Here is a 22,377-nt window from a genome sequence, read left to right as displayed (position 1 = left end):
TGGCCGTTTTTATTTGTGCCTATGTGCCTGGCTTTACTTCGCCGCCAGGATGCCGTGGCTGGCGCTGGCCTGCTTGCGCAGCCAGTCGTCGTGCTGGGCGGTGGCAGAGCCGCTCAGCGGGCTGGCGGCATGGTATTGCTGCAGCTGGCTGGACAGGGCGGCCACCTGATTGTCGAGGCCGCTATCGCCCGGCATGCGCAACTGGCCGGCGGTGTGCGCCGCATTGACCGCCTGCTGGTAGCTGGACAAGGCTTGCGACAAGGCGCCCGGTGCCGGATTGCGCTCGGCCAGGAACCACACGTCGGCCAGCTCGTGGGTGCTGCCATCGGTGCTGGTGTAGCTCGACTGCAAGCCTACCCAGTTGCCCTGGTCGACCACGCTGACCTGCTGCGCCTTCAGATTGAAGCTGGCGATGTTCAGCGAGGCCAGTGTCTTCAGCTCGTCGGCCTGGCTGATGCCGTCGGCGTTGGCGTCCACCCACACGCGCAGATCGCCGTATTGCGCGTCCTGGCTGTCGATGATGCCGTCGTGGTTGGTGTCCAGCTCGGCCAGTGCGGTAAAGCCGTCCTGGGCCTTGCCGCCAGCGCTGCTATTGGTGGCGGTGCCGAATAGTTCGCTACCGTCGTTGATCAGGCCGTCCTGGTTGCGGTCCAGCACCAGCAGGCCGTCGCCTTTGCCGACCCAGCCGGTGTTGACCTTGCTGCCATCGGCGCGGATGTCGAACTGTACGCCGGCCGCGATGTCCAGCGTGCGCACGCCATTGCCGTCCAGATCCAGGATCAGCGGGCTGGCCGAAGGCAGCACCGCTTTCTGGTCGGCCGAGAAGGCGCTGATCTGCGCCGCCGTCAGGGCTTTCACCTGGTCCATGCTGAGGCCCGACACCTGGGCGGTGGTCAGCGCTTTCAGCACCGCCGATTGCAGTGTGCGTACCTGCGCCGTGGTCAACGCAGCAATCTGGGTGGCGCTCAGCTGCTGCACGGTGGTGGATTTCAAGCCTGCCAGCTGGGTTGCCTTCAGCGCGGCGATGTCGATCGCGTCCAGCGCCTGCCACTGGGCGGTGCTGAGTGCGTTCAAAGTGGTCAGCGACAGTGCGCCGATGTCCGCTGTGCCCAGGCTGTTGATCTGTTCCTCGGTCAGCCCGGCAACCTGGATGGTGGCCAGCGCCGCCAGCTGCCTGGTGCTCAGCGTAGCGAACAAAGTACCGCTGAGGGCGCTGACTTGCTGCGACGTGAGCGCCGTGACCTGGGCGGTGGAGAGTGCCGCCAGGGTATTCAGGCCGTCCAGCTGCGCGGTGCTCAGCGCTTTTACCTGGTTGGCGTTCAAGCCGCCCAGTGCGCGCGTCGACAGGGCGTTCAGCTGGGTAGCGGTCAGTGCGTTGACCTGGACGGTGGTCAGCTTGCTAATCTGCGCCGAGGTCAGGCTGGCAAAGGCGCCGGCGCTCAGCTGTGGCAATTGGACCGTGGTCAGGTAGGCCAGGGGCAGGCCGCCGATCTGCTGTGTGCTGAGGTTGCCCAACTGGGCGGTGGACAGCTGTGCCACCTGGGAGGCGGTCAGTGCAGCAATCTGTGTCGAGCGCAGCGATGCGAAGCTGTCGTCGTCCAGCGCGCCCAGCTGTGCCGATGTCAGTGCGCCGATTTGCTTGGAGTTCAGCGTACCCAGCGTTGCCAGCGCGTTCACCTGGTCCGCGCTGAAGGCCTGGATATCCTCGACGCCGAGGCCGACCAGCTGGCCGGTCTTGAGCGCAGCCAGCTGATCCAGCGACAGGGCGGTGATTTGCGACGTTTTCAGCGCCGCCAGTTGGGCGCTGCTGAGTGCTTGCACGTCTTCGATTTCCATCGCCAGCATTTGCGCACTGCTCAGGCCGGTGACGGCAGACAGCGACAAGGAGCGTACCTGCGCGGTGGTCAGCGCGACGATTTGTGCATTGCTCAGGGTGGACAACTGGGTGTTGCTCAGCGCTGCGATCTGACTGGTTTTCAGCGAGGCGATATGGGCGTCGTCCAGCGATTGCAGCTGGTTGCTGGACAGCGCTGCGAACTGCGCCGTGCCCAGCGGGCCCAAGGTGCTCAGGCCGGCCAACTGCGCGGTGCTGAGCGCCTTGATCTGCGCTTGCGTCAGCGAACCGATTTCAGCGGTGCTGAGCTGGCCCATCTGATCGACGCTCAACTGGGCGATCTGTTCGCTGGCCAGTGCCGCAAACTGGCTGGTCTTGAGACCGGCCAGGTCTTCCGCTTCCATCGAGCGCAGTTGTGCGCTGGTCAGCGCGCGCAGTGCGGCGGTGCTGACCGCGCGCCATTGCGCCGCGCTCAAGGCCTGGATCTGGTGCGTGGTGAGCGAGCTGAGCTGAGTGCTCGACAAGATAGCCATTTGTCCCGTGCTGAGCGAAGCCAGCTGGTCATCGGTCAGCGCGGTCAGGCTGTTACCGGTCAGCGAGACGATCTGCTTGGTGCCGAGCCAGCCGAGCGGGAACAGCGCCAGCTGGGCCGAGGTCAGCGCGCCGACCTGGGCGGAGTTGAATGCGCCGACCTGACTTGAGGTCAGACCTTGCAGCTGCGCATTGCTGAGACCAGCGATATCGGCGGTGTTCAGGGCACCGATTTGCCCGGCGCTGAGGAAGCGGATGTCGTCGGCCTCGATGGCGCCGACCTGGCTGACGCTGAGCGAAGCAATCGCCTTGGTGCTGAGCGCGCGTACCTGGCTGCTGGTCAGTGCCACGATTTGCGCGGTGGTCAGCGCTTGCGCCAGCGGGGTGGACAGCGCCGCGATAGCGCTGCTGCTTACCGCGCCGATCTGATCGACCGTCAGCGCCTGCAACTGGTTGGTGCTGAAAGCCTGCAACTGGCTGGATTTCAGCGAGCCCATGTCGACCACTTCGATCGCCGCGACCTGGCTGGCGGACAGGCCCGCCAGCGCCTTGGTGCTGAGCGCGCCGATCTGGGTATTGCTGAGTGCCACCACCTGGCTGGTGCCCAACGCCGCCACCTGGGCGGAGTTGAGGTAGCCGATCTGGCGCGTGCCCAGCACAGCCAGTTCATCGGCGGTCAATGCGGCGATGCGTGCGGTCGACATGCCGGCGATCTGGCCACTGGTGTAGTCGGCCAGGTTGCCCAGCGCCGCCAGCTGGGCGTCGCTGAGTGCGTCCAGCTGGGCGTTGGTCAGCGCTGCAATGCTGGCGCTGCTCAGCGCATGCAGCTGGGCGGTCTGCAATACCGCCATCTGCGCGGTGGTCAGCGCGCGTAGTTGCGCCGTGTTCAAGGCCGCAAAGTCCTCGACTTCCATGGCGACAATCTGCACCGAGTTCAGATGCGACAGCAGGGCGGTGGACAGCGCGCGCGTCTGCGCAGTCGACAGTGCCACCACCTGAGCGCTGCTCAGGCCTTCAGCCTGGCTATCGTTCAGCGCGGCGATCTGGCTGGTCTTCAGCGCGGCCAGCTGGTCCAGCGAGAGTTGCGGCAGCTGGGTGGTGCTCAGCCCGCGGATCTGTGCCGTGTTCAGGCCGGCAATCGGCAGCGCGTTCAGCTGTGCGCTGGTCAGCGCCGGGATCTGGCTGGACTTGAGGCCGCTCAGGCTCTGGGTACTGAGGGCGCCCAATTGGGTCAGCGTTAGCGCCTGCAGCTGGTTGCTGCTGAAGGCTTGCAATTGCGTCGATTTGAGCGCGCCGACATCTTCAATCTCGATGGCTGCCACCTGGCTGGCGGACAGGCCCGCCAGCGCCTTGGTGCTGATTGCGCCGATCTGGGCGCTGCTCAGCGCCACGACCTGGCTGCTGCCCAGCGCCGCCACCTGATTCGAGCCGAGCGCGGCGATCTGGCGCGTGCTGAGCGAGGCCAGCTCATCGGCGGTCAGCGAGGCGATGCGGGAGGTCGACAGGCCGGCGATCTGGCTGCTGGTGTAGTCGGACAGATTGCCCAGCGCCGCCAGCTGGTCGTTGCTGAGCGCGCCCAACTGATCGGCGGTCAGCGCGGCGATGCTGGCGCTGCGCAGCGCATGCAGTTGCTCGGTCAGCAATACCGCCATCTGGGCGGCGCTCAGCGCGCGCAGTTGCGCCGTGCTCAAGGCAGCGAAGTCTTCGGCTTCAATCGCCACCACCTGGCCGGTGCTCAACTGCGACAGCAGTGCGGTGGACAAGGCGCGCGCCTGGGCGGTGGACAGGGCCACCACCTGGGCGGTGCTCAAGCCGTCCGCCTGGTCGCCGCTCAGCGCGGCGATCTGGCTGGTCTTCAGCGTCGCCAGATCGCTCAGCGTCAGGCCTTGCAACTGGGCGTCGCTGAGCGCACGCACCTGGCGCGTGGTCAGTGCGCCCAGTGTGCTGAGCGCGGCCAGTTGCGCGTTGCTGAGCACGCCGATCTGTTCGGTACCCAGCGCGGCGATTTCCTGTGTGGTCAGCTTGCCGTACTGGCTGGTGGACATCGCTACCAGCTGGTTGCTGCTTAGCGCGGTGATCTGACGCGAAGTCAGCGCGCGCAGGTCTTCCTCTTCCAGCGCATTCAACTGGTTGGAGGTGAGTGCGCCGATCGCGGTGCTGGACAGCGAGCGCACTTGCGCCGTGGTCAGCGCGGCGATCTGCACGGTAGTCAGGTATTGCAGCTGCTGGCTGTTCAGCGCGGCCAGCTGCGCGGTCTTGAGCGAGGCGATCTGCGAGGCGGTCAGCGCCACCAGCTGCGCCGACGACATGCCGGAGATCTGGCGCGTGCCCAGGTTGGCCAAACCACCCAGGGCGGCCAGTTGAGCATTGCTCAGCGCGCCCATCTGGTCGGCGGTCAGCGCGGCCACACCCTGCGAGGTGAACGCACCCAGCTGGTCCAGCGTCAGCGCGGCGATCTGGTCGGTACGCAGCGCCGAGACCTGGCGACTGGTCAGCGCCGCAATGTCCACTGCCTCAATCGCCGCCACCTGATTGGTGCTGAGCGCCGCCAGCGTGGCGGTGGTCAGGCTGCGTACCTGGGCGGTGCTGAGATCAACGATCTGCTCGCTGGTCAGTGCGCCGATCTGGCGGCTGGTCAGGCCGGCGATCTGATTGGTTTTCAGCGTGGCGACATTGCCCAGGCTGGCGATTTGCTCGGTCGACAGCGCGCCGATCTGGGTGCTGCTGAGCGGCGCCAGTGTGCTCAGCGCGGCCAATTGGGCGGCGGTCAGCGCCTGTACCTGCTGCGTGGCCAGGGCGGCGATCATCTGCGTGCTGAGCCCGGCGACCTGGGCCAGTTGCAGGTGGCTGATCTGATCGGTGGTCAGCGCCGTCACCTGGCGCGTGCTCAAGGCTTTCAGGTCCACCAGTTCAACCGCCTGGATCTGGTTGGTGGTCAGTGCGGCCAATTGGGTGCTGGTCAGCGCGCGCACCTGCGCAGTGGTCAGCGCGACGATTTCATCGGTGGTCAGCACTGCCGCCTGGGTGGTGGTCAGTGCGGCGATCTGGGTGGTGGTCAGCGCGGACAGGATGTCCAGGGACAGCGATACGATCTGTGCCGTGGTGAGCGCCGCGATGGCGGCGGTCGAGAAGCCAGCCAGCGATGGCAGGGCGCTGATCTGCGCCGCGCTCAACACCGATTTTTGCAATGGCGTCAGGGCCGCGATATCCTGGCTGCTCAACCAGCCAATCTGGTTGGTGCTGAGCGCCACCACCTGGTCGGTGGTCAGCGACGCCACCTGGCGGGTGCTCAGGCTGTCCAGCACGCCGTTGCTCAGGCTGCTGATCTGTTCGGTGGTCAGATATTGAATCGCTTGCGAGCTCAGCGCACGCACCTGCGCGGTTTGCAGGCCGTCCAGCTGGTTGGTGGTCAGCGCCTGCAGTTGCTGGCTGGTCATGGCGGCGATCTGGCCGGTTTTCAGCGAACGCAGGTCGGCCAGGTTCAGGTGGGCAATCTGCTCCGTGCTGAGCGCGGTCAGCTGGCGCGTGCTCAAGGCAGCCAGCGTGCTCAGCGCATCCAGCTGGGCGTCGTCCATGCTCTGCAACTGCGCGGCGGTCAGGGCGGCGATTTCCTGCGTCGTCAGCGCCTGCATCTGCTCGCTGCTGAGCGCCTGGATCTGCTCGGTGGTCAGCACACTCAACTGGCGCGTGGTCAGCGCCGCCAGGTCCGCCTTGCTGAGCAGGGCGATCCGGTCGGTGCCCAGTGCGGCCAGGGCGCTGGTGCTGAGTGCGCGGGCCTGGGCAGTGCCCAGCACGCTGATCTGTTCGGTGGTGATGGCTGCCGCCTGTTCGGCGCTGAGTGCGGCCACCTGGGCGGTTAGCAGGCCGGCAAAGTCGGCGCTGCCCAGGCTGGCTACCTGTTCGGTGGTCAAGGCGGTGATCTGGCGCGTGCCCAGCGCGCTGAGCGTCAATGCGCCGATCTGCACGCTGTTCAGGGCCGCCAGCTGTTGTTGCGTCAACGCACGTACTTCGGCGGTGGTCAGTGCGGCCAGCTGGTTGCTCGACAGCGCCATCACCTGTTCGCTGCTGAGGCTGGCGATTTGCGCGGTGCGCATGGCGCGGATGTCGCGCGTTTCGATCGCCGCGATGGCGTTGGTGCCGAGGGCGGCCAGCGCGGCCGTGCTGAGCGCGGCCACCTGGTCGGTGGTCAGTGCCACGATGTGTTCGGTACTCAGCAGCTGCAATTGTTCGCTGCTGAACGCGCCCAGCTGGCGCGACGTCAGCGTGACCAGGTCGTTGGTGGTCAGGCTGCTGATTTGCTGCGTGGTCAGCGCGCGTACTTGCGCGGTGGTCAGCACATTCAGGGCGCGCAGTGCATCGAGCTGGGCAGTGCTGAGCGCGGCGATCTGGTCGGTGGTCAGCGAGGCGGTTGCCGCCGTGCCCAGTGCGTTTACCTGCTCGGTCAGCAGGGCGCGTACCTGGCCGGTACTCAGCGAGCTGACCTGGCTGCTGCTGAGAGCGGCCAGGTCGCCAGTTTCGATGGCGCGCACCTGGTTGGTGCTGAGAGCGGCCAGGGCGGCGCTATTCAGGCCGCGGAACTGGTTGGCGGTCAGTGCGACGATCTGGTCGGTGGTCAGTGCGCTCAACTGACTATTGTTGAGTGCGCTCAGTTGCGCGGTGCCCAGCGCGGCCACGATATCGGTATGTAGCGCGGCGATATGGTTGGCGGTCAGACCGGCCAGCTGGGCCGAATTGAGCGGCGTCAGCGTGCTCAGCGCCGCCACCTGATCGGTGCTTAGCCAGCCCAGCTGGGCGGAATTCAGCGCGGCAATTTCGCCGCTGGTCAGTGCATTGGCCTGCTCGGTGCTCAGGCCGGACAGCTGGGTCAAGCCCAGTGCGCGGATCTGCACGCTCGACAGCCCAATCAGGTCGCGCGTTTCCAGCGCCTGGAACTGGGCCGCGCTCAGGGATTGCAGCGCCAGCGTGCTCAGCGCGCTGACCTGCAGCGTGCTCAGGTCCGCTATCTGGTTGGTCGACAGCGTCGCCAGCTGGTCCAGGCTCAAGGCATTGAGCTGGCTGGTGGTCAGCTGTTGCAACTGGTCCGACACCAGGGCCGCCAGCTGGGTGCCGTTCAGCGCGCCGATGGCACGGGTATTGATCGCGCGCAGCTGATCCGAGCCCAGCGAAGTCAATTGGTTGGTGGTGATATTGCTCAGCTGGTCGGAGCCAAGGATGACAATTTGCCGCGTTTGCAGCGCGCGCACATCTTCGGTTTCCAGCGCGGCGAACTGATCCGGCCGCAGCGAAATCAGCTGGGTACTGGTGAAGCCGGCCATTTCCTGCGTACTCAATGCCACCAGTTGATTGCTGCTCAGCGCCTGGATTTGCGCGGTGGACAATATGCTGATCTGCGCCGTGGTGAAGGCCGGGATGGCTTCGGTGCTCAGGCCTGCAATGCCGTTTGAGCTCAGCCGCGACAGTTGCAGGGTTGTCAGCGCGCGCGCGTTTTCCGACGATAAGGCACTGATTTGCAAGGAATTAAATGCCGCCATGTCCTCGGTGGTCAACGCCGCGACATTCTGGGTCATCCAGAGCGCGATGTCTTCGGTAGTCAGAGTAGGGACGATGGTGGTCATTGCAGGGTTCTCCTTGGGGAGCTTCCATGATACGCGTTAAATTGCCACGCGGAAACCAAAATATGCTGCTTGCCGATGAATTTTTGCTATGGCCTCAGTGCCGGCTGGGGTACTGCTGGTTGTATCGGTTTTGCAACAGGCGGTCGCTCCGACCAGGTGCGCGGCATCAGCCGGGCCCGCTCTATGCCATCCAGGAATAAATTCTGGATCGGCATGCCGAGATAGGGCAGGGTGACCGCGACCACCAGCAGGCCGACCCCCAGCGTAATCGGGAAGCCTATGCCGAACAAATTCAGCTGCGGCGCGGCACGGGTCAGGATGCCGAGCGCCACGTTGGTAATCAGCAGCGCGGCGACGATGGGCAGCGATAGCTGCACGCCGACGCTGAAAATCTTGCCGCCCCAGTCCGCCAGTTGCTTGAAACCGCCACCGTAGACCGGGATCGAGGACACCGGCAGCGTGGAAAAACTCTCCACCAGCGCCGACAGCAGCACCAGGTGGGCGTTGGTAGCCAGGAAAGCCATGGTCGCCACCAGCGACAGGAACTGGCTGATGGCCGACGAACGGCCCTGGGTATTCGGATCAAAAAACGTGGCAAAGCCCAGGCCCATGGTCAGGCTGGAAATCTCGCCGGCCATTTCCACCGCCGCGAACAGGATGCGGATGGTGAAGCCCATGGCCAGCCCGATCAGCATTTCTTGCATTACAATCAATAGCCCGGCATACGACATCGGATCGACCGCTGGCCAGGCCGGCACCGCCGGCGCCACGATCACCGCAATCGCCACCCCCAGCGCTATCTTGGTGCTGATTGGCACCGCCTTGTTGCCGAAGATCGGCGCGGAGGTAATCAGCGCCAGAATGCGGGTCAGCGGCCACAGCAGGCCGGCGATCCACATATTGATGTCGGCGGACGACAGGCTGAGCATACGGAACCGCTAACCCACCAGCATCGGGATGCCGGTGAACACTTCGCGCATATAGTCGAGCATCACCGACAGCATCCACGGCCCGGCGATCACCAGCGCGACAAAGATGCCGACCAGCTTGGGAATGAAGGACAAGGTCTGTTCATTGATCTGGGTGGCGGCCTGGAAGATGCTGACCACCAGGCCGATCGTCAGCGCCACCAGCAGCATCGGGGCGGCCACCATCAGGGTGATTTCCATCGCGTGCTTGCCGATGCTCATGACGCTTTCGGGTGTCATCGCGTCCTCCTAGTAGAAACTCTGGGCCAGCGAGCCGAGCAGCAGTTGCCAGCCATCCACCAGCACAAACAGCATCAATTTGAACGGCAGCGAAATCACCGCCGGCGACATCATCATCATCCCCATCGACATTAATACAGAGGCGACCACCATGTCGATAATCAGAAATGGAATGAAGATGGCAAAGCCGATCTGGAACGCGGTTTTCAGCTCGCTGGTGACAAAGGCCGGCACCAGGATGCGCAGCGGTACGTCTTCCGGCCCCTGCAGCGCCGGTCCGCGCGACAGTTTGACGAACAGCGCCAGGTCGGCCTCGCGGGTCTGTTTCAGCATGAAAGTTTTTAACGGCGCTGCGCCCTTGTCCAGTGCCTGGCTCATGGTCAGCTTGTTTTCCTGTAGCGGCAGGTAGGCTTCGTTGTAGATTTTGTCGAAGGTCGGGCCCATGACGAACAGCGTCAGGAACAGCGCCAGTCCGACGATCACCTGATTCGGCGGCGCCGACTGCGTGCCCAGCGCCTGGCGCAGCAGCGACAGCACGATGATGATGCGGGTGAAGCAGGTCATCAGCAACAGCGCGGCCGGGATGAAGCTCAGCGCCGTCATCAGCAGCATGGTCTGGATCGGCAGCGTGTAATTGGTGCCGCCGCCAGGCGCTGGCGTCGAGGTCAGGGCCGGGATGCCGATATTGGACTGGGCGCTGGCCGCCAGCGGCAAGGCCAGCACTGCCAGCCACAGCAGCGATTTGGCGGCTGCCGGAGCCGCTTTGGCAACGCCAGCGAACAACTTATTTGCCATTGCGTTTGTCTATCGTTTGTTTGAACCATTCGGCGAAATTGGCGCCCGGCACAGTTGCCGGAACGGCCACTTCGCTGCTTTCCTGGCGCGGCATGGTGGCCAGCGCGTTCATGCGGCCGGGCGAGGCGCCGACCACAATCCATTGCTCGCCGACTTCCACCACGAGAATGCGCTCGCGCGTGCCGACGCTCAGCGAGCCGACCAGCTTGACGTTGCTGTTGGCGCCGCCGAAGTTGCGCGGGCCGAAACGCTTGGTCAGCCAGGCCAGGCCCAGCATCAGCGCGATGACGAACAGCAGCGCTACCGAAGTTTGCAGCAGGCTGCCGCCGGTCGATGGCGTGCTGGCCTGCGGGGTAGGGATGGTCATCGCCATGGCGCCGGCCGGCTGGGCTGGCGCTGCAGCGGCAGGAGCGGTAGAAGGGACCGCAGCAGGCGCTTCGGCAACTGCCGAAGCCGCCACTTCGGCGGCGGGCGCTGCGGCGGCCTGGGCGGCAACCGGCGCAATGCTGCCCGACAGCGTGTGCTGGGCCATCGCAGGCGCGGCGGCCAAGGCCGCCGCGATCAACAGAGAGGAAATCAGTCCGTGCTTCATTTATTCAATTTTCGGATACGTTCGGACGGCGTGATGATGTCGGTCAGGCGGATACCAAACTTGTCATTCACCACCACCACTTCGCCTTGGGCGATCAGGCAGCCATTCACCAGCACATCCATCGGCTCGCCGGCCAGGCCATCCAGTTCGACTACCGAACCCTGCGCCAGTTGCAGCAGGTTCTTGATGGCGATCTTGGTGCGGCCCAGTTCCACGGTCAATTGCACCGGGATATCGAGGATGAAGTCGATATCGTTGTGCGTCTCGGTCTTGCTGGGGGTGCTGGAAAAATCCTTGAACACGGCGGCGCTGGCCGCCTGCGAGGCTGCCTGCTGTTTTTCCAGCGCGGCCGCCTCGGCCTGCGCTTGTTCAGCGATCGCCGCACCCCATGGATCGTCTTCGTCCAGCGCTTGATCGTCTTGATTGTCCGACATGTTTCTCTCCGGTGTTTACTTGTTAAGGTTATCGGCGTTGGTCAGCAGTTTCTCGACCTTCAACGCGTATTGGCCATTCATCACGCCATAGCTGCAATCCATGACCGGCACGCCGTCGACCGTGGCCGAGATGAATTCCGGGATCGACAGCGGGATGATGTCGCCCGCGCGCATATTCAGGATCTCGTCGAAATTGACCTTGGCCGTGCCCAGCGACGCCACCAGTTCGACCTCGGCGATCTGGATCTGCTGCGTCATCAGGCGTATCCAGCGCTTGTCCACTTCCAGCGCCTCGCCTTGCAGGCTGGAGGTCAGCGAATCGCGGATCGGCTCGATCATCGAGTACGGCATGCAGAAGTGGATCTGGCCCGATACCGAACCCAGCTCCACGGTAAACGTGGACGCCACCACCACCTCGTTGGGCGTGGCGATATTGGCGAACTGGGTGTTCATTTCCGAGCGGATGTATTCAAACTCGACCGGGTAGACCGGTTCCCACGACTTGGTATAGGCCTCGAACACGATATCCAGGATGCGCAGGATGATGCGCTGCTCGGTCTGGGTAAAGTCACGGCCCTCGACGCGGGTGTGGAAACGGCCATCACCGCCGAACAGATTGTCCACCAGCAGGAATACCAGGCCCGGATCGAACACCATCAGCGCCGTGCCGCGCAGCGGCTTCATGTGCACCAGGTTGAGGTTGGTCGGCACCACCAGGTTGCGGATGAATTCGGAATACTTGGACACCCGCACCGAGCCGACTGACACCTCGGCGCTGCGGCGCAGGAAGTTGAACAGGCCGACGCGCAGCAGGCGGGCGAAGCGTTCGTTGATAATCTCCAGCGTCGGCATACGGCCGCGCACAATACGTTCCTGGGTGGCCAGGTTGTAGTTGCGGACGCCAGCGACATCTTCTGTCGCCGCGACATCGTCCTGGTCGCCGTTGACGCCCTTTAGAAGGGCATCGACTTCTTCCTGGGAGAGAAAATTATCAGCCATGGCTTATCTGCTTATCTGCTTCTGCTTACTGAATGATGAATGACGTGAACAATACGTCTTCGATTTCCTGCTGGGCGCCACGATCTTCAAATGGTTCTTTCAGGGCGGTGATGATTTCCTTGGCCAGTTGCAGCTTGCCTTCCGGCGTATTGATATCGCTGGCGTGCTTGCTCGACAGCAGCAGCAAGATGCGGCTGCGCACCTTGGCCATATTCTTTTTCACTTCTTCCTGGGTTTCCGGATCGCCCAGCTGCAGCGAGAATGCCACTTGCAGGTACTGGTCGGCGCCGTTCTCGCCCGGTTGCAGGTTGACGGTGAAGGGCTCGACGGGCTCGTAAATCACCGGGCCGGCTGGCTTTTTGGACTTTTTCTTCTTGGCGGGCGCGTCGTCATGCTCCTCCGCGTCGGCTTTGCCGTGCATCAGGAACCAGGCCGCGCCGGCGCCACCGCCGCCCAGCAGCAACACCAGCACGACGATGATGATGATCAGTTTTTTGCTGCCACCGCCTGCTGGCGCTTCAACTTTCTGATCGGCTTTCATTTTTGGATTCGCTTTCAAAGTAGCCCTTCACACTGCGGATTGGATCACGCCGCCATTATGTCATTATCGGTTGTGGGCAGGCATACAGAAGCGCCGAAAAGAGGGGCGTTCCCGGTGCTGCTTGACGTTTCCTTAGTGTAACAGACAACAAAACCGGGAGGGCGGTAAGGCCGGTCCCGGTTTTTAAGGCGGCCCTCGCCGGTCAGGCGAAGGTATCGACCGCGCCGGCCGGCAAGCGGCGCTGCGGCGGTGCGCTGCGTACCGCTTCGGCTTCGCCGCCCTTGTCACTACCACGGCCATAGCCGCCGGAACGGCCGCCGCTGCCATTCTGGGACGAACCGGCCTGCTGGCTGTATGCATTGTTGTTCTGATCCGGCGTGCCGGCCGAGACGGTGGCGCTGCCCAGCTGGATGCCGGCTTCGCTCATCATTTCCTTCAGTTTCGGCAGCGCGTTTTCCAGCGCCTGGCGCACTTCCGGTGCGGCCGAGCTGAAGGCGGCGGTGGCCTGGTCCTTGTTCACGCTCAGTACCACTTGCAGCGGGCCGAGGTCGGGCGGATTCAGTTCCATGGTGGCGCTTTGCTCGCCGCCGGCCGCCATGAAGATGATTTTCTGGCCCAGTTGCTGGTCCCAGGCCTGGGTGCCGACGCGGCTGCTGAGCTTGTCGGCAGGCACGGCGGTGGCGGCCTTGGCGATTTCCTGCGCCGCATGGGTGGCGGTCGGCGCGATGGTGATGCTGGCCTGTTCCTTCAACGCGGCGGCAGCCTCGGCATTGACGGTGGTGGCTTTGGGCGCGGCGGCCAGCTGTGCCGGATCGGCGGGGTCCTGTTGCTGCTGTTGGGTCTGCGACACTTGCGGCTGGGTGTCGGCCGCTGGCGTGGTCTTGGTGGCGACCTGGGGCAGGGCGTCGGTATCGGCCTTGGCGGCCGTGCCGGCTGCAGCGTCGGACGGTAGGGCGGCGCTGGCGTCGGCAGGCGCGTCTGCGTCGCCGGCGGCTGGGGTCAGCGCGGCAGTGTATGGTTTGAGCTGGTCGGCGGTATCGCTTTTGCCGACGGCGGCTTGGGCGGCGGCGGTATCTGCGCCTTGGTTGGCGGCGCCGGCTTTGCCCAGCGCATCCTTGAAGCCGGCAGCGCCGGCAGCCTGTTCCAGCGCGGCTTTGAGTGTGGCTTCGTCTACCTCGGCGCTATCGCTGGCGGCGGCCAGCGCGGCGGCGGCATCGGCTGGGATGGCGGAGCTGGCACCCGCGTCGGCCGCGTTGGCTGCGGCCGTAGCCAAGGCGGCCGCCGCGTCGGCGGCGCTGCTGCGATTCGCGCCCACGGCTGACACCGCCGCTGCTGCTGCATCGGTATCGGCGGCCACCGGTGTGCTGGCTGGCGCGACTGGCTGATTAAAGGCGGCAACCAGGGCCAGCATGTCGGCCATCGGATCAGCTGCTTGGGCGGCCTGAGCGTCGCTGCTGGCGGCCTCCTGGCTGCTGCTGTTTTCGCTGTCGCTGCCGGCGGTTTTGGCTGGCGCAGGCGCAGTGGCTTGCGTGGTGGTGCTGGCACTGTCCGGGGCTGGCGCGGCATCGGCTTGCTGATTTTGCGGCTGCCTGGCCGGCGCGGCCTGTTGCTGCTTGGGCGCGGAGGCGCGCGATGCAGCGGTATTTGCGGTATTCGGCCGCTCGGCCACCTTGGCCGGCGGGGTGCTCGTATTGGCCTGGCGCTGATCCATCTGGCGCGACAAAGCCTGTTTGAAGGCATTGTTGTCGCCGCCGGCGCTGAGGTTCAAATTGACTTTGGGCGCGGCAACCGCATTCGCGTTGAGGTTCGGAGTCTGAATATTTTGCATGGTTGGCGCCGTAATGATCTGGTTAATGCCTAATTAATGCCTACTTAATGCCTGATGTGTCAGCGTTTGTAGAACGCGCCGCGTGCCGCGTGCTCGTCCATGGCTTTCTGGTCGCGCTTGTTTTCCAGCTTGAGCGCGGCCGCATCTGCCCGGTCGTTCAGCGTGGAATACGACATGCGCTTGCGCTCGGCAGCCTGCCAGGCGGCTTTTTCCTGCGTGCTGCGGTACTCGGCGTGCTTGATCATGTCCAGCTGGCCCTTGACCGCTGTTTCCAGCTTTTCAATGAACGCCACGAAATTACGGTAAGCCATGGGCGTGATCCCGGCCAGCTGCGCCGCTTCAAATTTCTTGATGTATTCATCCTGGAAACCCACCAGCATCTCGTGCTTCTGCCTGGCTTCTTCGACCTGCTTCAGGGACGCGCCCAGCCGCTTGGCAGCGTCGTCTGTTTCACGCTGCGCCAGGTCCATCAGGGTTTCTAATTGCGCTTTGGAAGCCATATTGACAATTATAGGCAGCGTGCCGCCAGATCAATCAGTCGAATAGAGAGGTCAATTGCCCTAAACTCTCGCCCATGGTGACGCGTTCGGTGATTTGTTGCTGCAAGAAATTTTCTATCTGATCATGCAATTGGATAGCCTGATCCAATACGGGATCGGTGCCGGCGGCGTAGGCGCCCACGCTGATCAGGTCGCGGCTGCGCTCGAAACGCGAGAACAGCTGCTTCAGCTGGCGCGCCCTGGTCTGGTGTTCATGCGAGGTGATCGAGTGCATGGCGCGGCTGATCGACTGCTCGATATCAATCGCCGGGTAATGGCCGGCTTCGGCCAGCCGGCGGTTCAGCACGATGTGGCCGTCCAGAATCGCCCGCGCCGAGTCGGCAATCGGGTCCTGCTGGTCGTCGCCCTCGGTCAGCACGGTGTAGAAGGCGGTGATTGATCCGCCGCCCAGCTCGCCGTTGCCGGCGCGTTCGACCAGCACCGGCAGCTTGGCGAACACCGATGGCGGATAGCCCTTGGTGGCCGGCGGCTCGCCGATCGCCAGCGCGATTTCCCGTTGCGCCATCGCGTAGCGGGTCAGCGAGTCCATGATCAGCAATACATTCTGGCCCTTGTCGCGGAAGTGTTCAGCGATGGCGGTGCAATAGGCCGCGCCTTGCAAGCGCATCAGCGGCGGCGTGTCGGCCGGGGCCGCCACCACCACCGAGCGCGCCAGGCCTTCCTCGCCCAGAATCTGCTCGATGAATTCCTTGACTTCCCGTCCCCGCTCGCCGATCAGGCCGACGATGATGATGTCAGCCTCGGTATAGCGCGCCATCATCCCCAGCAGCACGGATTTGCCGACGCCCGAGCCGGCGAACAGGCCCATGCGCTGGCCACGGCCCACGGTCAGCATGGCGTTGATGCAGCGCACGCCGACATCCAGCGTTTCGACGATGGGCGCGCGGCCCAGCGGATTGGCGGGGCGGGTGTTGATCGGTGCGCTGTCGATGGCGTTGATCGGGCCTTTGCCGTCCAGCGGGCGGCCGGCCGCATCGACCACGCGGCCGAGCAGTTCGACGCCGACCGGCAGGTGGCGCGCGCGGTCGCTCGGGCGGCGGCGCGGGTGGGCGACGCTGCCCGGTTTCGGTATCGCCGGCTCGACCGGGAATACGCGCGTGCCGGGCACCACGCCTTCGACGTCGGATTGCGGCATCAGGAACAGCTTGTCGCCTTCAAAGCCGACCACTTCGGCTTCAATCTTGCCGCCGCTGGCCAGCGGTACGGTGCAGGCGGCGCCGACGGCCAGGCGCAGGCCGACTGCTTCCATCACCAGGCCGGCGACGCGGGTAACGCGGCCCGATACCTGCATAGGTTCGACCATGCTGACCAGTGTGGCGCAATCGTTCAGATAGGATTTCCAGCGCCCGGCGTGCGGATTGGCGAGGCTGCCAGGGGCGGGCTGGTGTTCGACGGTATCCATGGGGTCAATCCAGCCAGTCGGCTTCCTTGCCGAGCGCGTTGCTCAGGCGCTGCCAGCGCGCGGCGGCGCTGGCGTCGATGGTGTTGCTGGCGGTGTCGACCTTGCAGCCGCCACGGCCGACCGAAGCATCTTCGACCACGCGCCAGCCGCCTTTGTCCAATTCCTCGCCGATGCCGGCGCGCACGGTCGGCGCGTCGTCCGGATGCAGCACCAGCAGCGCCGGCTGTTGCAGCACCGGCAGGTATTCGATGGCGTCGCGCACGATCGGCAGTATCAGTTCCGGTTTGACCTGCAATGCATTCTTCAGCATGCCCTTGGCCAGTTGCAGTGCCAGTTCCAGCACTTCGTTGGCGATTAGCTGGTCAGCGTCGTGCAGGGCATTGCTGAAGTTGTCGGCCAGCGTGTGCACGTTTTGCAAGGCTTCTTTGAGCGCCTCGTCAGCGGCTTTACGCACTTCTTCGGTGGCGTCGGCGTGGCCGGCCGCATGGCCTTCCTGGTAGCCGTCCTGGCGCGCATCCTCGCGGATCGCTTCCAGTTCCTCGACGGTCGGGTATTCGATCGGCGGCGGCGGCGGCGGCCCCATTTCCATCTGTTCCTGCTGCGCCTCCAGCGCCGCCTGCACCCGCTGCTCGGCTTCGAGACGGGCGTTCTCGGCGTCGATTTCGCGCTGTTCCGCCTCGCGCAGCGCCAGCGTGCTGGGGCGCTCGTCGCCAAACGAGGTCATTTCCCAGCGCTGGAATGCCGGCTGCGATTCTTTGCTGTGGATAGCCATTAAACGAAGGAATCCTCACCTTTGCCACCGAGCACGATCTGGCCTTCGTCGGCCAGGCGGCGCACGATTTGCAGTATCTGCTTCTGTTGCGTTTCCACTTCGGACAGGCGTACCGGTCCTTTCGACTCCAGGTCTTCGCGCATCATTTCCGATGCACGCGCCGACATATTCTTGAAGATCTTGTCGCGCAGTTCCTGCGACGCGCCTTTCAGCGCCACGATCAGCATTTCCGACTGCACTTCGCGCAGCAGCAGCTGGATGCCGCGGTCGTCGATATCGATCAGGTTGTCGAACACGAACATCTCGTCCATGATCTTCTGCGCCATGTCGTTGTCGTAGTTCTTGATGTTGTCCATGACCGAGCTTTCCTGCTCGCCGGACATGAAGTTGAGGATCTCGGCCGCCGCGCGCACACCGCCCAGGGTCGATTTCTTGATGTTTTCATTACCCGACAGCAGTTTGGTCAGCACGTCGTTCAGCTCGCGCAGCGCGGCCGGCTGTACGCCGTCCAGCGTGGCGATACGCAGCACCACGTCGTTGCGCAAACGGTCGGTAAAGTTGCCTAGAATCTCGCAAGCCTGGTCGCGCTCCAGGTGGACCAGGATGGTGGCGATGATCTGCGGGTGTTCGTTGCGGATCAGCTCGGCCACGGATTGCGAATCCATCCACTTCAGCGATTCGATGCCGGACGCGTCCTTGCCGCCCAGAATCCGCGACAGCAGCACCGAGGCCTTGTCGTCGCCCAGCGCCTTGGTCAGCACCTGGCGGATGTACTCGTCGGAGTCGAGGCCCACGGTGGAGGCGGCCGCGACCATGTCGCGGAAGTTGTCCAGCGTGCCGACCACTTCCTCGTGCGGCACGTTTTTCATGGTGGCCATGGCGGCGCCCAGCTTCAGCACCTCGCGCGGGCCGAGGAATTTCATCACCTCGGCAGCCTCGGTCTCGCCCATCGCCAGCATCAGGATGGCGGCTTTTTGCAGTCCGGTATTCTCAGTCATTGGCGCCTATCCATTCTTTAATCACGTTGGCCACAATGCGTGGATCTTCCACCGCCAGTTTCTTGGCCATGGCCAGGTTTTCGCGGTAGCCACGCGCGGTGTTTTCTTCCATTTTGCGCAATTCTTCTTCGGCGATAAGGGCCTCGTCCGGACCTTCGTCGACTTCTTCTTCCGGTACTTCCGGTTCCTGCTCCGGCGCATTGATCTCGTCGATTTTCTTGAACACCGGCCGCATCATCGGACGGACGATGCGCATCACAATGTACAGCAAGATCAGGGCGGTGATCAGGAACTTGGCCAGATCCTTGGCCATCGGCAAGTTTGCCGGGTCGCGCCACCATTCCGGCGGCGCTTCGTACGGTTTGTCGACGCCATCGAACGGCGAGTTGGCAACGCTGACGGCGTCGCCGCGATCCTGGTTGTAGCCCATCGCCTGCTTGACCAGATCATTGATCTTGGCCATTTCTTCAGGAGTATAGGCTTTTACCGTGACTTTGCCGTCCTTATCGACCAGGCGTTTGTAATTCACCACCACCGCCACCGTCATGCGGCGCAGGCCGCCCATGCCGCGTTGCTCGTAGCGCACGGTTTTGTCGACTTCGTAATTGGTGGTTGATTCCTTGTGGCTGGGGCTGCCAGCGGCGCCGCTGGCGGGCAGGGCGCCCGGCGGCGTGCCGGGGGCTGGCGCATTCGGGCCGTTGGCGGCGGCGGTCTGGTTCAGCGGCGCGGTGGCGGTGCCGGGCGGCTGGTTGGACAGCGCGCCGGGAATCCCGCCCGGATTGGCGTTATTGCCGTTGCCATTGGTTTCGCTGGTCTGCTGGCTGCGGATGGCCGAGGCAGCCGGCGGCGAGTTCGGCTTGTAGTTTTCCGACGCCTGCTCGATCTGCGCAAAGTCGACATCGGCCACCGCCTCGGCGCGCACATTGCCCTCGCCGACGATAGGGATGATGATCGATTCCACCTGCTTGATCACCTGCGTTTGCAGGTTTTTGACGTATTTCAGCTGCTGCTCGTCCAGCTTGGCGTTGCCGGCGCCCGGCTTGTCCTGTTCGGAAATCAGGTTGCCGGCCTGGTCGACCACGGTGACGTTGGCCGGCATCAGTTCCGGCACGCTGGAGGCGACCAGGTGCACGATGGCGCCGGTTTGCTGCTTGTCCAGCATGCGGTTCGGGTGCAGCGTGACGATCACCGAGGCGGTTGGTTTCTGCTGGTCGCGCACGAATACCGACGGTTTCGGCAGTGCCAGGTGGACGCGGGCGTTCTCGACCGGCGCCAGCGACATCACCGAGCGCGCCAGCTCGCCTTCCAGCGCGCGCTGGTAATTGACCTGTTCGAGGAACTGCGATACGCCCAGTTTCTGGTTTTCCATCAGCTCAAAGCCGACGTTGCCGCCTTTAGGCAAGCCTTGGGCGGCCAGCTTGAGGCGGATATCGTGCACTTGCTCGGCCGGCACCAGGATGGCGGTGCCGTTGTCCGAGAACTTGTGCTTGACATTCATCTTGTCCAGTTCGGCCGTGATGGCGCCGCCGTCGCGGTCCGTGTAATTGGAGAACAGCACCGCGTATTCCGGCGGCTTGTTCCACAGCCACAGGCCGATCAGGATCGCGACGATGGCTGCCGCGCCGGCGGCGCGCACGAAGTTGCGGCCCATCGGCGTCTGGATGAAGGGCAGTTTCTCGGCGTCGTCTGCTGTGCCGGCTGCTGTGGCGTTATCGATTTCTTCCGCTACGGCCATGATGGTTGGGTCCCGAATACGAGGGTTCTTGAAGGAATACGGCCATTATTACTTGTAATCAGGAAATTCAATAGCCCGAACAGCGCGCCCTTTACGGTCCTGCTCCGTGCAGGAGACTGGTGTTCTGCTTGGTATTCTGTCAGCACTGATAAAGCCTTGCCGTATTGTAACAAGAGGAGCAGCAATGAGAACAGGTGGAATAGACAGCAGCCAGATCCAGTCGATGATCGCGCAGCTGAAGGCCCACGCTACGCGGCCGAGCCTGACGCCGCCGGTCATCCAGACCGAGGCGCCGGCCACGCCCAAGGCGGAATTTACCGACGCCCTGAAAACCGCGCTGGATTCGGTCAACGCCAGCCAGCGCACGGCCGAGGGGCTGAGCAAGCAGTTTGCGTCGGGGGACGACAGCGTCAGCCTGTCGGACGTGATGATCGCCCAGCAGAAATCCAGCATCAACTTCCAGGCCACCATCCAGGTGCGCAACAAGCTGGTGTCGGCCTATCACGAGATCATGAATATGCAGGTGTAAAAAAAGGAGCTCCGGCTCCTTTTTTTTTATTAGCTCAGGCCGGCGATGCGGGCGTTGCGTTCGCGTTCCAGCTTGGTGATGTAGCGCTGCACCGCGGCCAGCGAGCCGCGCGGGATGCCGATGAATTCGCAGCCCAGGCGGCGGTTGCTTTTGTTGTTGAGCAGCGTCATGTCCAGCGAATTGCGCACTTGCAGCGCGGTCGCCACCTGGCCGATCTCCGGCAGATCGATGCGGCAATCGTTGTATTGCTTGCCGATCGAATTGGCCAGGATCATTTTGTTGTCGAGGATGGAAATGCCGCCGCAGCTGATGTCGGCCAGCGGGAACGTGGTCGGGCCGCCCAGGTCGGCCGGCAGCGGTATCATCACCCGCACCGGGTTGGTCACCGGCGTGGCGATGCGGTAATACTCGCGCCGCTGCAGCCGGATCAGCGAGGCGGGCAGGGCGATCCTGAACGCTGGCGTGCCTTCAAAGGTGGCCGCCTCGACCTGTTCGGCGCCAAACAGGATGCGCACCTTGTCGAGCGTGGTTTCAAAGGTCAGCTGGCGCGCCGCCAGCACGCGCCGGTTCTGCGCCTGGTCGATCGAACAGTCGAGGTAGACGGTGTCGCTCGCGTCATCGACGTCGAGGATGGAGGTCACGCAGACGTCGGATTCGCCCTTGATCAGCATGCGTATCAACTGCTTTTTCTCGCCGATGCCGCGCAGCAGGGCATAGACTTCCCTGCGCGATCCGACTTCAAAATCGTGCCAGTTTTCTAATTCCGCATCCGGAAGGTGTGAATACATCTAATGCCAGTCGAGTCAAATTTCGGTCAAGGGGATGCTGGTGTCCGGTGCTGGAGGCAAGGGTGAACCAGATTTTTGCGCTGCTTCAATATGATATAGCCAGGCTAATAGTTCCGCAATCGTACGATAGAGTATAGGCGGAATCTGTTGATCCAGGTCAACATCCATAAGCAGCGAGACAAGCTCCTTGGACTCGTGTATGGCTACCCCGGCTTCCTGCGCGACGTGGATAATCTGCTCGGCGATCAGGCCGCGGCCCTTGGCCACCACTTTGGGCGCCGGCTGGCCGCTGTCGTAGGCCAGCGCCACCGCCTGCTGCAGCGGCTTGCGCGGGGCGTCATCGTTCATGGCTGGGCCTCGTCGTCCTGGCTGATGGTCAGCGACGACAGCTGGGCGCCGGCCGCTGCCATCGCGCTTTCCAGCTGGCCGGCCCAGGCGCGCAGCGTGACGGCGCTGCCGTCGCTGTCGGTCTGCACCTGGATGTGGACCTGCTCGCCGATCAGCGTCACCGCTGCCGACACCGCGCCCAGCAGCGGCAGCCGGAAGCGGACGCCGCTGCGCCAGACCGGTTCGGCCTCGGCGTCGCTGTCGCCGCCGCCCTTGCTGCCTTCGCGCTGCTCGCGCCTTACGTCCCACTGCATTTCCTGGCCCGGCCAGGCCTGGCCGTTCCACTGCACGCGCTGCTGTTCCTGCGTGTGCAACTGCTGGTTGATCATTTGCGCTGCGCTGAGGTCGGGACCGTTGGCGGCGGCGCGCGCTGCGCTTTCATTGCCCTGCTGTAGCAGGCGCTGCATTTGCGGCTCACGCAGCAGCTCGGCCAGCGGACGCTCGCCCTTGGCCCATTCGGCGACATGCGATTCGTAGAACAGGCCGCTTTTGGAGATGCTGTCGTGCAGCTTGAGCGCCAGGTCGGCGGTGTCCGGCGCGGCATTGCCGAACAGCGCGGTCTTGCCGATCAGCGCCAGTTGGCCCGCCTGGCCGGCCTGGCCCGCAAGCGCCGTGCTCAGCACATTGGTCAGCACGCGGGCGGCGCTGCTCAGTGTCGGCTGCGGCGTGTTGGCGCCCAGTTCGGGCAATTCATGGGCCGGCGTCAGCGGCGCCTTGCCCAGCAGCGTGGCGGCCAGGCTAGGCGGTTTGGCGGCGTCGGCCGGTGCGGCGCCGCTTGCGGTCCCGGCTGCCAGTGCGGCGGCGGCGGACTGCGCGCCTGCCGCCGGCG

The 22,377-nt window shown here is 64.1% G+C and carries 18 protein-coding genes; 1 reads left to right on the top strand and 17 read right to left on the bottom strand.

Features of this window, described 5'->3' with window-relative positions; all coding sequences use genetic code 11:
• Window positions 1-33 precede the first annotated feature (33 nt).
• The 14 genes from KW842_RS14085 to fliF all read right to left on the bottom strand — a co-directional run bounded on the left by KW842_RS14085 (window position 34) and on the right by fliF (window position 19,844).
• Window positions 34-7,980: an iron-regulated protein frpC gene (locus KW842_RS14085; RefSeq protein WP_218304744.1), complete on the bottom strand. Its 7,947-nt coding sequence runs from the start codon at window positions 7,978-7,980 to the stop codon at window positions 34-36.
• A gap of 86 nt (window positions 7,981-8,066) precedes the next feature.
• On the bottom strand, window positions 8,067-8,909 hold the full coding sequence (gene fliR, locus KW842_RS14080; protein ID WP_218304743.1) for a flagellar biosynthetic protein FliR: 843 nt from the start codon (window positions 8,907-8,909) through the stop codon (window positions 8,067-8,069).
• 9 nt (window positions 8,910-8,918) lie between these two features.
• Window positions 8,919-9,188, bottom strand: a complete 270-nt coding sequence (gene fliQ / locus KW842_RS14075; RefSeq protein WP_218304742.1) for a flagellar biosynthesis protein FliQ — start codon at window positions 9,186-9,188, stop codon at window positions 8,919-8,921.
• 9 nt (window positions 9,189-9,197) lie between these two features.
• Window positions 9,198-9,983: a flagellar type III secretion system pore protein FliP gene (fliP, locus tag KW842_RS14070; protein WP_218304741.1), complete on the bottom strand. Its 786-nt coding sequence runs from the start codon at window positions 9,981-9,983 to the stop codon at window positions 9,198-9,200.
• Entirely contained in the window at window positions 9,973-10,575 is a 603-nt protein-coding gene (fliO, locus tag KW842_RS14065) for a flagellar biosynthetic protein FliO (protein ID WP_218304740.1), read from the bottom strand. The genes fliP and fliO overlap by 11 nt, the downstream gene beginning before the upstream one ends.
• The gene (gene fliN, locus KW842_RS14060) at window positions 10,572-11,009 is read right to left on the bottom strand and encodes a flagellar motor switch protein FliN (RefSeq protein ID WP_218304739.1); all 438 of its coding nucleotides are present in this window, start codon (window positions 11,007-11,009) and stop codon (window positions 10,572-10,574) included. The genes fliO and fliN overlap by 4 nt, the downstream gene beginning before the upstream one ends.
• Window positions 11,010-11,024: 15 nt before the next feature.
• The gene (fliM, locus tag KW842_RS14055; RefSeq protein ID WP_218304738.1) at window positions 11,025-12,008 is read right to left on the bottom strand and encodes a flagellar motor switch protein FliM; all 984 of its coding nucleotides are present in this window, start codon (window positions 12,006-12,008) and stop codon (window positions 11,025-11,027) included.
• A 25-nt stretch (window positions 12,009-12,033) separates the two neighbouring features.
• Entirely contained in the window at window positions 12,034-12,549 is a 516-nt protein-coding gene (fliL, locus tag KW842_RS14050) for a flagellar basal body-associated protein FliL (RefSeq protein ID WP_218304737.1), read from the bottom strand.
• Window positions 12,550-12,751: 202 nt separating this feature from the next.
• Window positions 12,752-14,377, bottom strand: coding sequence for a flagellar hook-length control protein FliK (locus tag KW842_RS14045; protein WP_218304736.1), 1,626 nt, complete (start codon window positions 14,375-14,377; stop codon window positions 12,752-12,754).
• 59 nt (window positions 14,378-14,436) lie between these two features.
• Complete coding sequence (gene fliJ, locus KW842_RS14040; protein ID WP_218304735.1) at window positions 14,437-14,877, bottom strand: flagellar export protein FliJ; 441 nt, start codon at window positions 14,875-14,877, stop codon at window positions 14,437-14,439.
• 34 nt (window positions 14,878-14,911) lie between these two features.
• Window positions 14,912-16,339 (bottom strand): flagellar protein export ATPase FliI, encoded by a 1,428-nt coding sequence (fliI, locus tag KW842_RS14035; RefSeq protein WP_218304734.1) that lies wholly within the window; start codon window positions 16,337-16,339, stop codon window positions 14,912-14,914.
• Between the two features lie 4 nt (window positions 16,340-16,343).
• Window positions 16,344-17,111, bottom strand: a complete 768-nt coding sequence (locus tag KW842_RS14030; RefSeq protein ID WP_218304733.1) for a flagellar assembly protein FliH — start codon at window positions 17,109-17,111, stop codon at window positions 16,344-16,346.
• Window positions 17,111-18,109, bottom strand: a complete 999-nt coding sequence (fliG, locus tag KW842_RS14025; RefSeq protein WP_110844722.1) for a flagellar motor switch protein FliG — start codon at window positions 18,107-18,109, stop codon at window positions 17,111-17,113. The genes KW842_RS14030 and fliG overlap by 1 nt, the downstream gene beginning before the upstream one ends.
• On the bottom strand, window positions 18,102-19,844 hold the full coding sequence (gene fliF / locus KW842_RS14020; protein ID WP_218304732.1) for a flagellar basal-body MS-ring/collar protein FliF: 1,743 nt from the start codon (window positions 19,842-19,844) through the stop codon (window positions 18,102-18,104). Before fliF ends, fliG begins: the two co-directional genes overlap by 8 nt.
• A gap of 184 nt (window positions 19,845-20,028) precedes the next feature.
• Between fliF and fliE the strand changes: the two genes are divergently transcribed.
• Window positions 20,029-20,373: a flagellar hook-basal body complex protein FliE gene (gene fliE, locus KW842_RS14015; RefSeq protein WP_218304731.1), complete on the top strand. Its 345-nt coding sequence runs from the start codon at window positions 20,029-20,031 to the stop codon at window positions 20,371-20,373.
• Window positions 20,374-20,402: 29 nt separating this feature from the next.
• Here fliE and KW842_RS14010 read toward each other — a convergent pair whose 3' ends face one another.
• The 3 genes from KW842_RS14010 to KW842_RS14000 form a co-directional block, all read right to left on the bottom strand.
• Window positions 20,403-21,161 (bottom strand): flagellar brake protein, encoded by a 759-nt coding sequence (locus tag KW842_RS14010; RefSeq protein WP_218304730.1) that lies wholly within the window; start codon window positions 21,159-21,161, stop codon window positions 20,403-20,405.
• A 15-nt stretch (window positions 21,162-21,176) separates the two neighbouring features.
• On the bottom strand, window positions 21,177-21,509 hold the full coding sequence (locus KW842_RS14005) for an EscU/YscU/HrcU family type III secretion system export apparatus switch protein (protein WP_218304729.1): 333 nt from the start codon (window positions 21,507-21,509) through the stop codon (window positions 21,177-21,179).
• A partial coding sequence (locus tag KW842_RS14000; protein WP_218304728.1) for a flagellar hook-length control protein FliK occupies window positions 21,506-22,377 on the bottom strand: 872 nt, incomplete at its 5' end. The genes KW842_RS14000 and KW842_RS14005, both read right to left, overlap by 4 nt.

The organism is Duganella sp. sic0402, assembly GCF_019219065.1.
Taxonomy (GTDB): Bacteria; Pseudomonadota; Gammaproteobacteria; order Burkholderiales; family Burkholderiaceae_D; genus Rugamonas.
Note: the sequence above shows the minus strand (reverse complement) of the source record. Positions and strands in the feature narration are given on the sequence as shown.

What these genes read in the sequence shown, in the direction of transcription:
- KW842_RS14085 (WP_218304744.1), bottom strand. Translation starts at nt 7,980, where the DNA reads ATGACCACCATCGTCCCTACTCTGACTACCGAAGACATCGCGCTCTGG.
- fliR (WP_218304743.1), bottom strand. Translation starts at nt 8,909, where the DNA reads ATGCTCAGCCTGTCGTCCGCCGACATCAATATGTGGATCGCCGGCCTG.
- fliQ (WP_218304742.1), bottom strand. Translation starts at nt 9,188, where the DNA reads ATGACACCCGAAAGCGTCATGAGCATCGGCAAGCACGCGATGGAAATC.
- fliP (WP_218304741.1), bottom strand. Translation starts at nt 9,983, where the DNA reads ATGGCAAATAAGTTGTTCGCTGGCGTTGCCAAAGCGGCTCCGGCAGCC.
- fliO (WP_218304740.1), bottom strand. Translation starts at nt 10,575, where the DNA reads ATGAAGCACGGACTGATTTCCTCTCTGTTGATCGCGGCGGCCTTGGCC.
- fliN (WP_218304739.1), bottom strand. Translation starts at nt 11,009, where the DNA reads ATGTCGGACAATCAAGACGATCAAGCGCTGGACGAAGACGATCCATGG.
- fliM (WP_218304738.1), bottom strand. Translation starts at nt 12,008, where the DNA reads ATGGCTGATAATTTTCTCTCCCAGGAAGAAGTCGATGCCCTTCTAAAG.
- fliL (WP_218304737.1), bottom strand. Translation starts at nt 12,549, where the DNA reads ATGAAAGCCGATCAGAAAGTTGAAGCGCCAGCAGGCGGTGGCAGCAAA.
- KW842_RS14045 (WP_218304736.1), bottom strand. Translation starts at nt 14,377, where the DNA reads ATGCAAAATATTCAGACTCCGAACCTCAACGCGAATGCGGTTGCCGCG.
- fliJ (WP_218304735.1), bottom strand. Translation starts at nt 14,877, where the DNA reads ATGGCTTCCAAAGCGCAATTAGAAACCCTGATGGACCTGGCGCAGCGT.
- fliI (WP_218304734.1), bottom strand. Translation starts at nt 16,339, where the DNA reads ATGGATACCGTCGAACACCAGCCCGCCCCTGGCAGCCTCGCCAATCCG.
- KW842_RS14030 (WP_218304733.1), bottom strand. Translation starts at nt 17,111, where the DNA reads ATGGCTATCCACAGCAAAGAATCGCAGCCGGCATTCCAGCGCTGGGAA.
- fliG (WP_110844722.1), bottom strand. Translation starts at nt 18,109, where the DNA reads ATGACTGAGAATACCGGACTGCAAAAAGCCGCCATCCTGATGCTGGCG.
- fliF (WP_218304732.1), bottom strand. Translation starts at nt 19,844, where the DNA reads ATGGCCGTAGCGGAAGAAATCGATAACGCCACAGCAGCCGGCACAGCA.
- fliE (WP_218304731.1), top strand. Translation starts at nt 20,029, where the DNA reads ATGAGAACAGGTGGAATAGACAGCAGCCAGATCCAGTCGATGATCGCG.
- KW842_RS14010 (WP_218304730.1), bottom strand. Translation starts at nt 21,161, where the DNA reads ATGTATTCACACCTTCCGGATGCGGAATTAGAAAACTGGCACGATTTT.
- KW842_RS14005 (WP_218304729.1), bottom strand. Translation starts at nt 21,509, where the DNA reads ATGAACGATGACGCCCCGCGCAAGCCGCTGCAGCAGGCGGTGGCGCTG.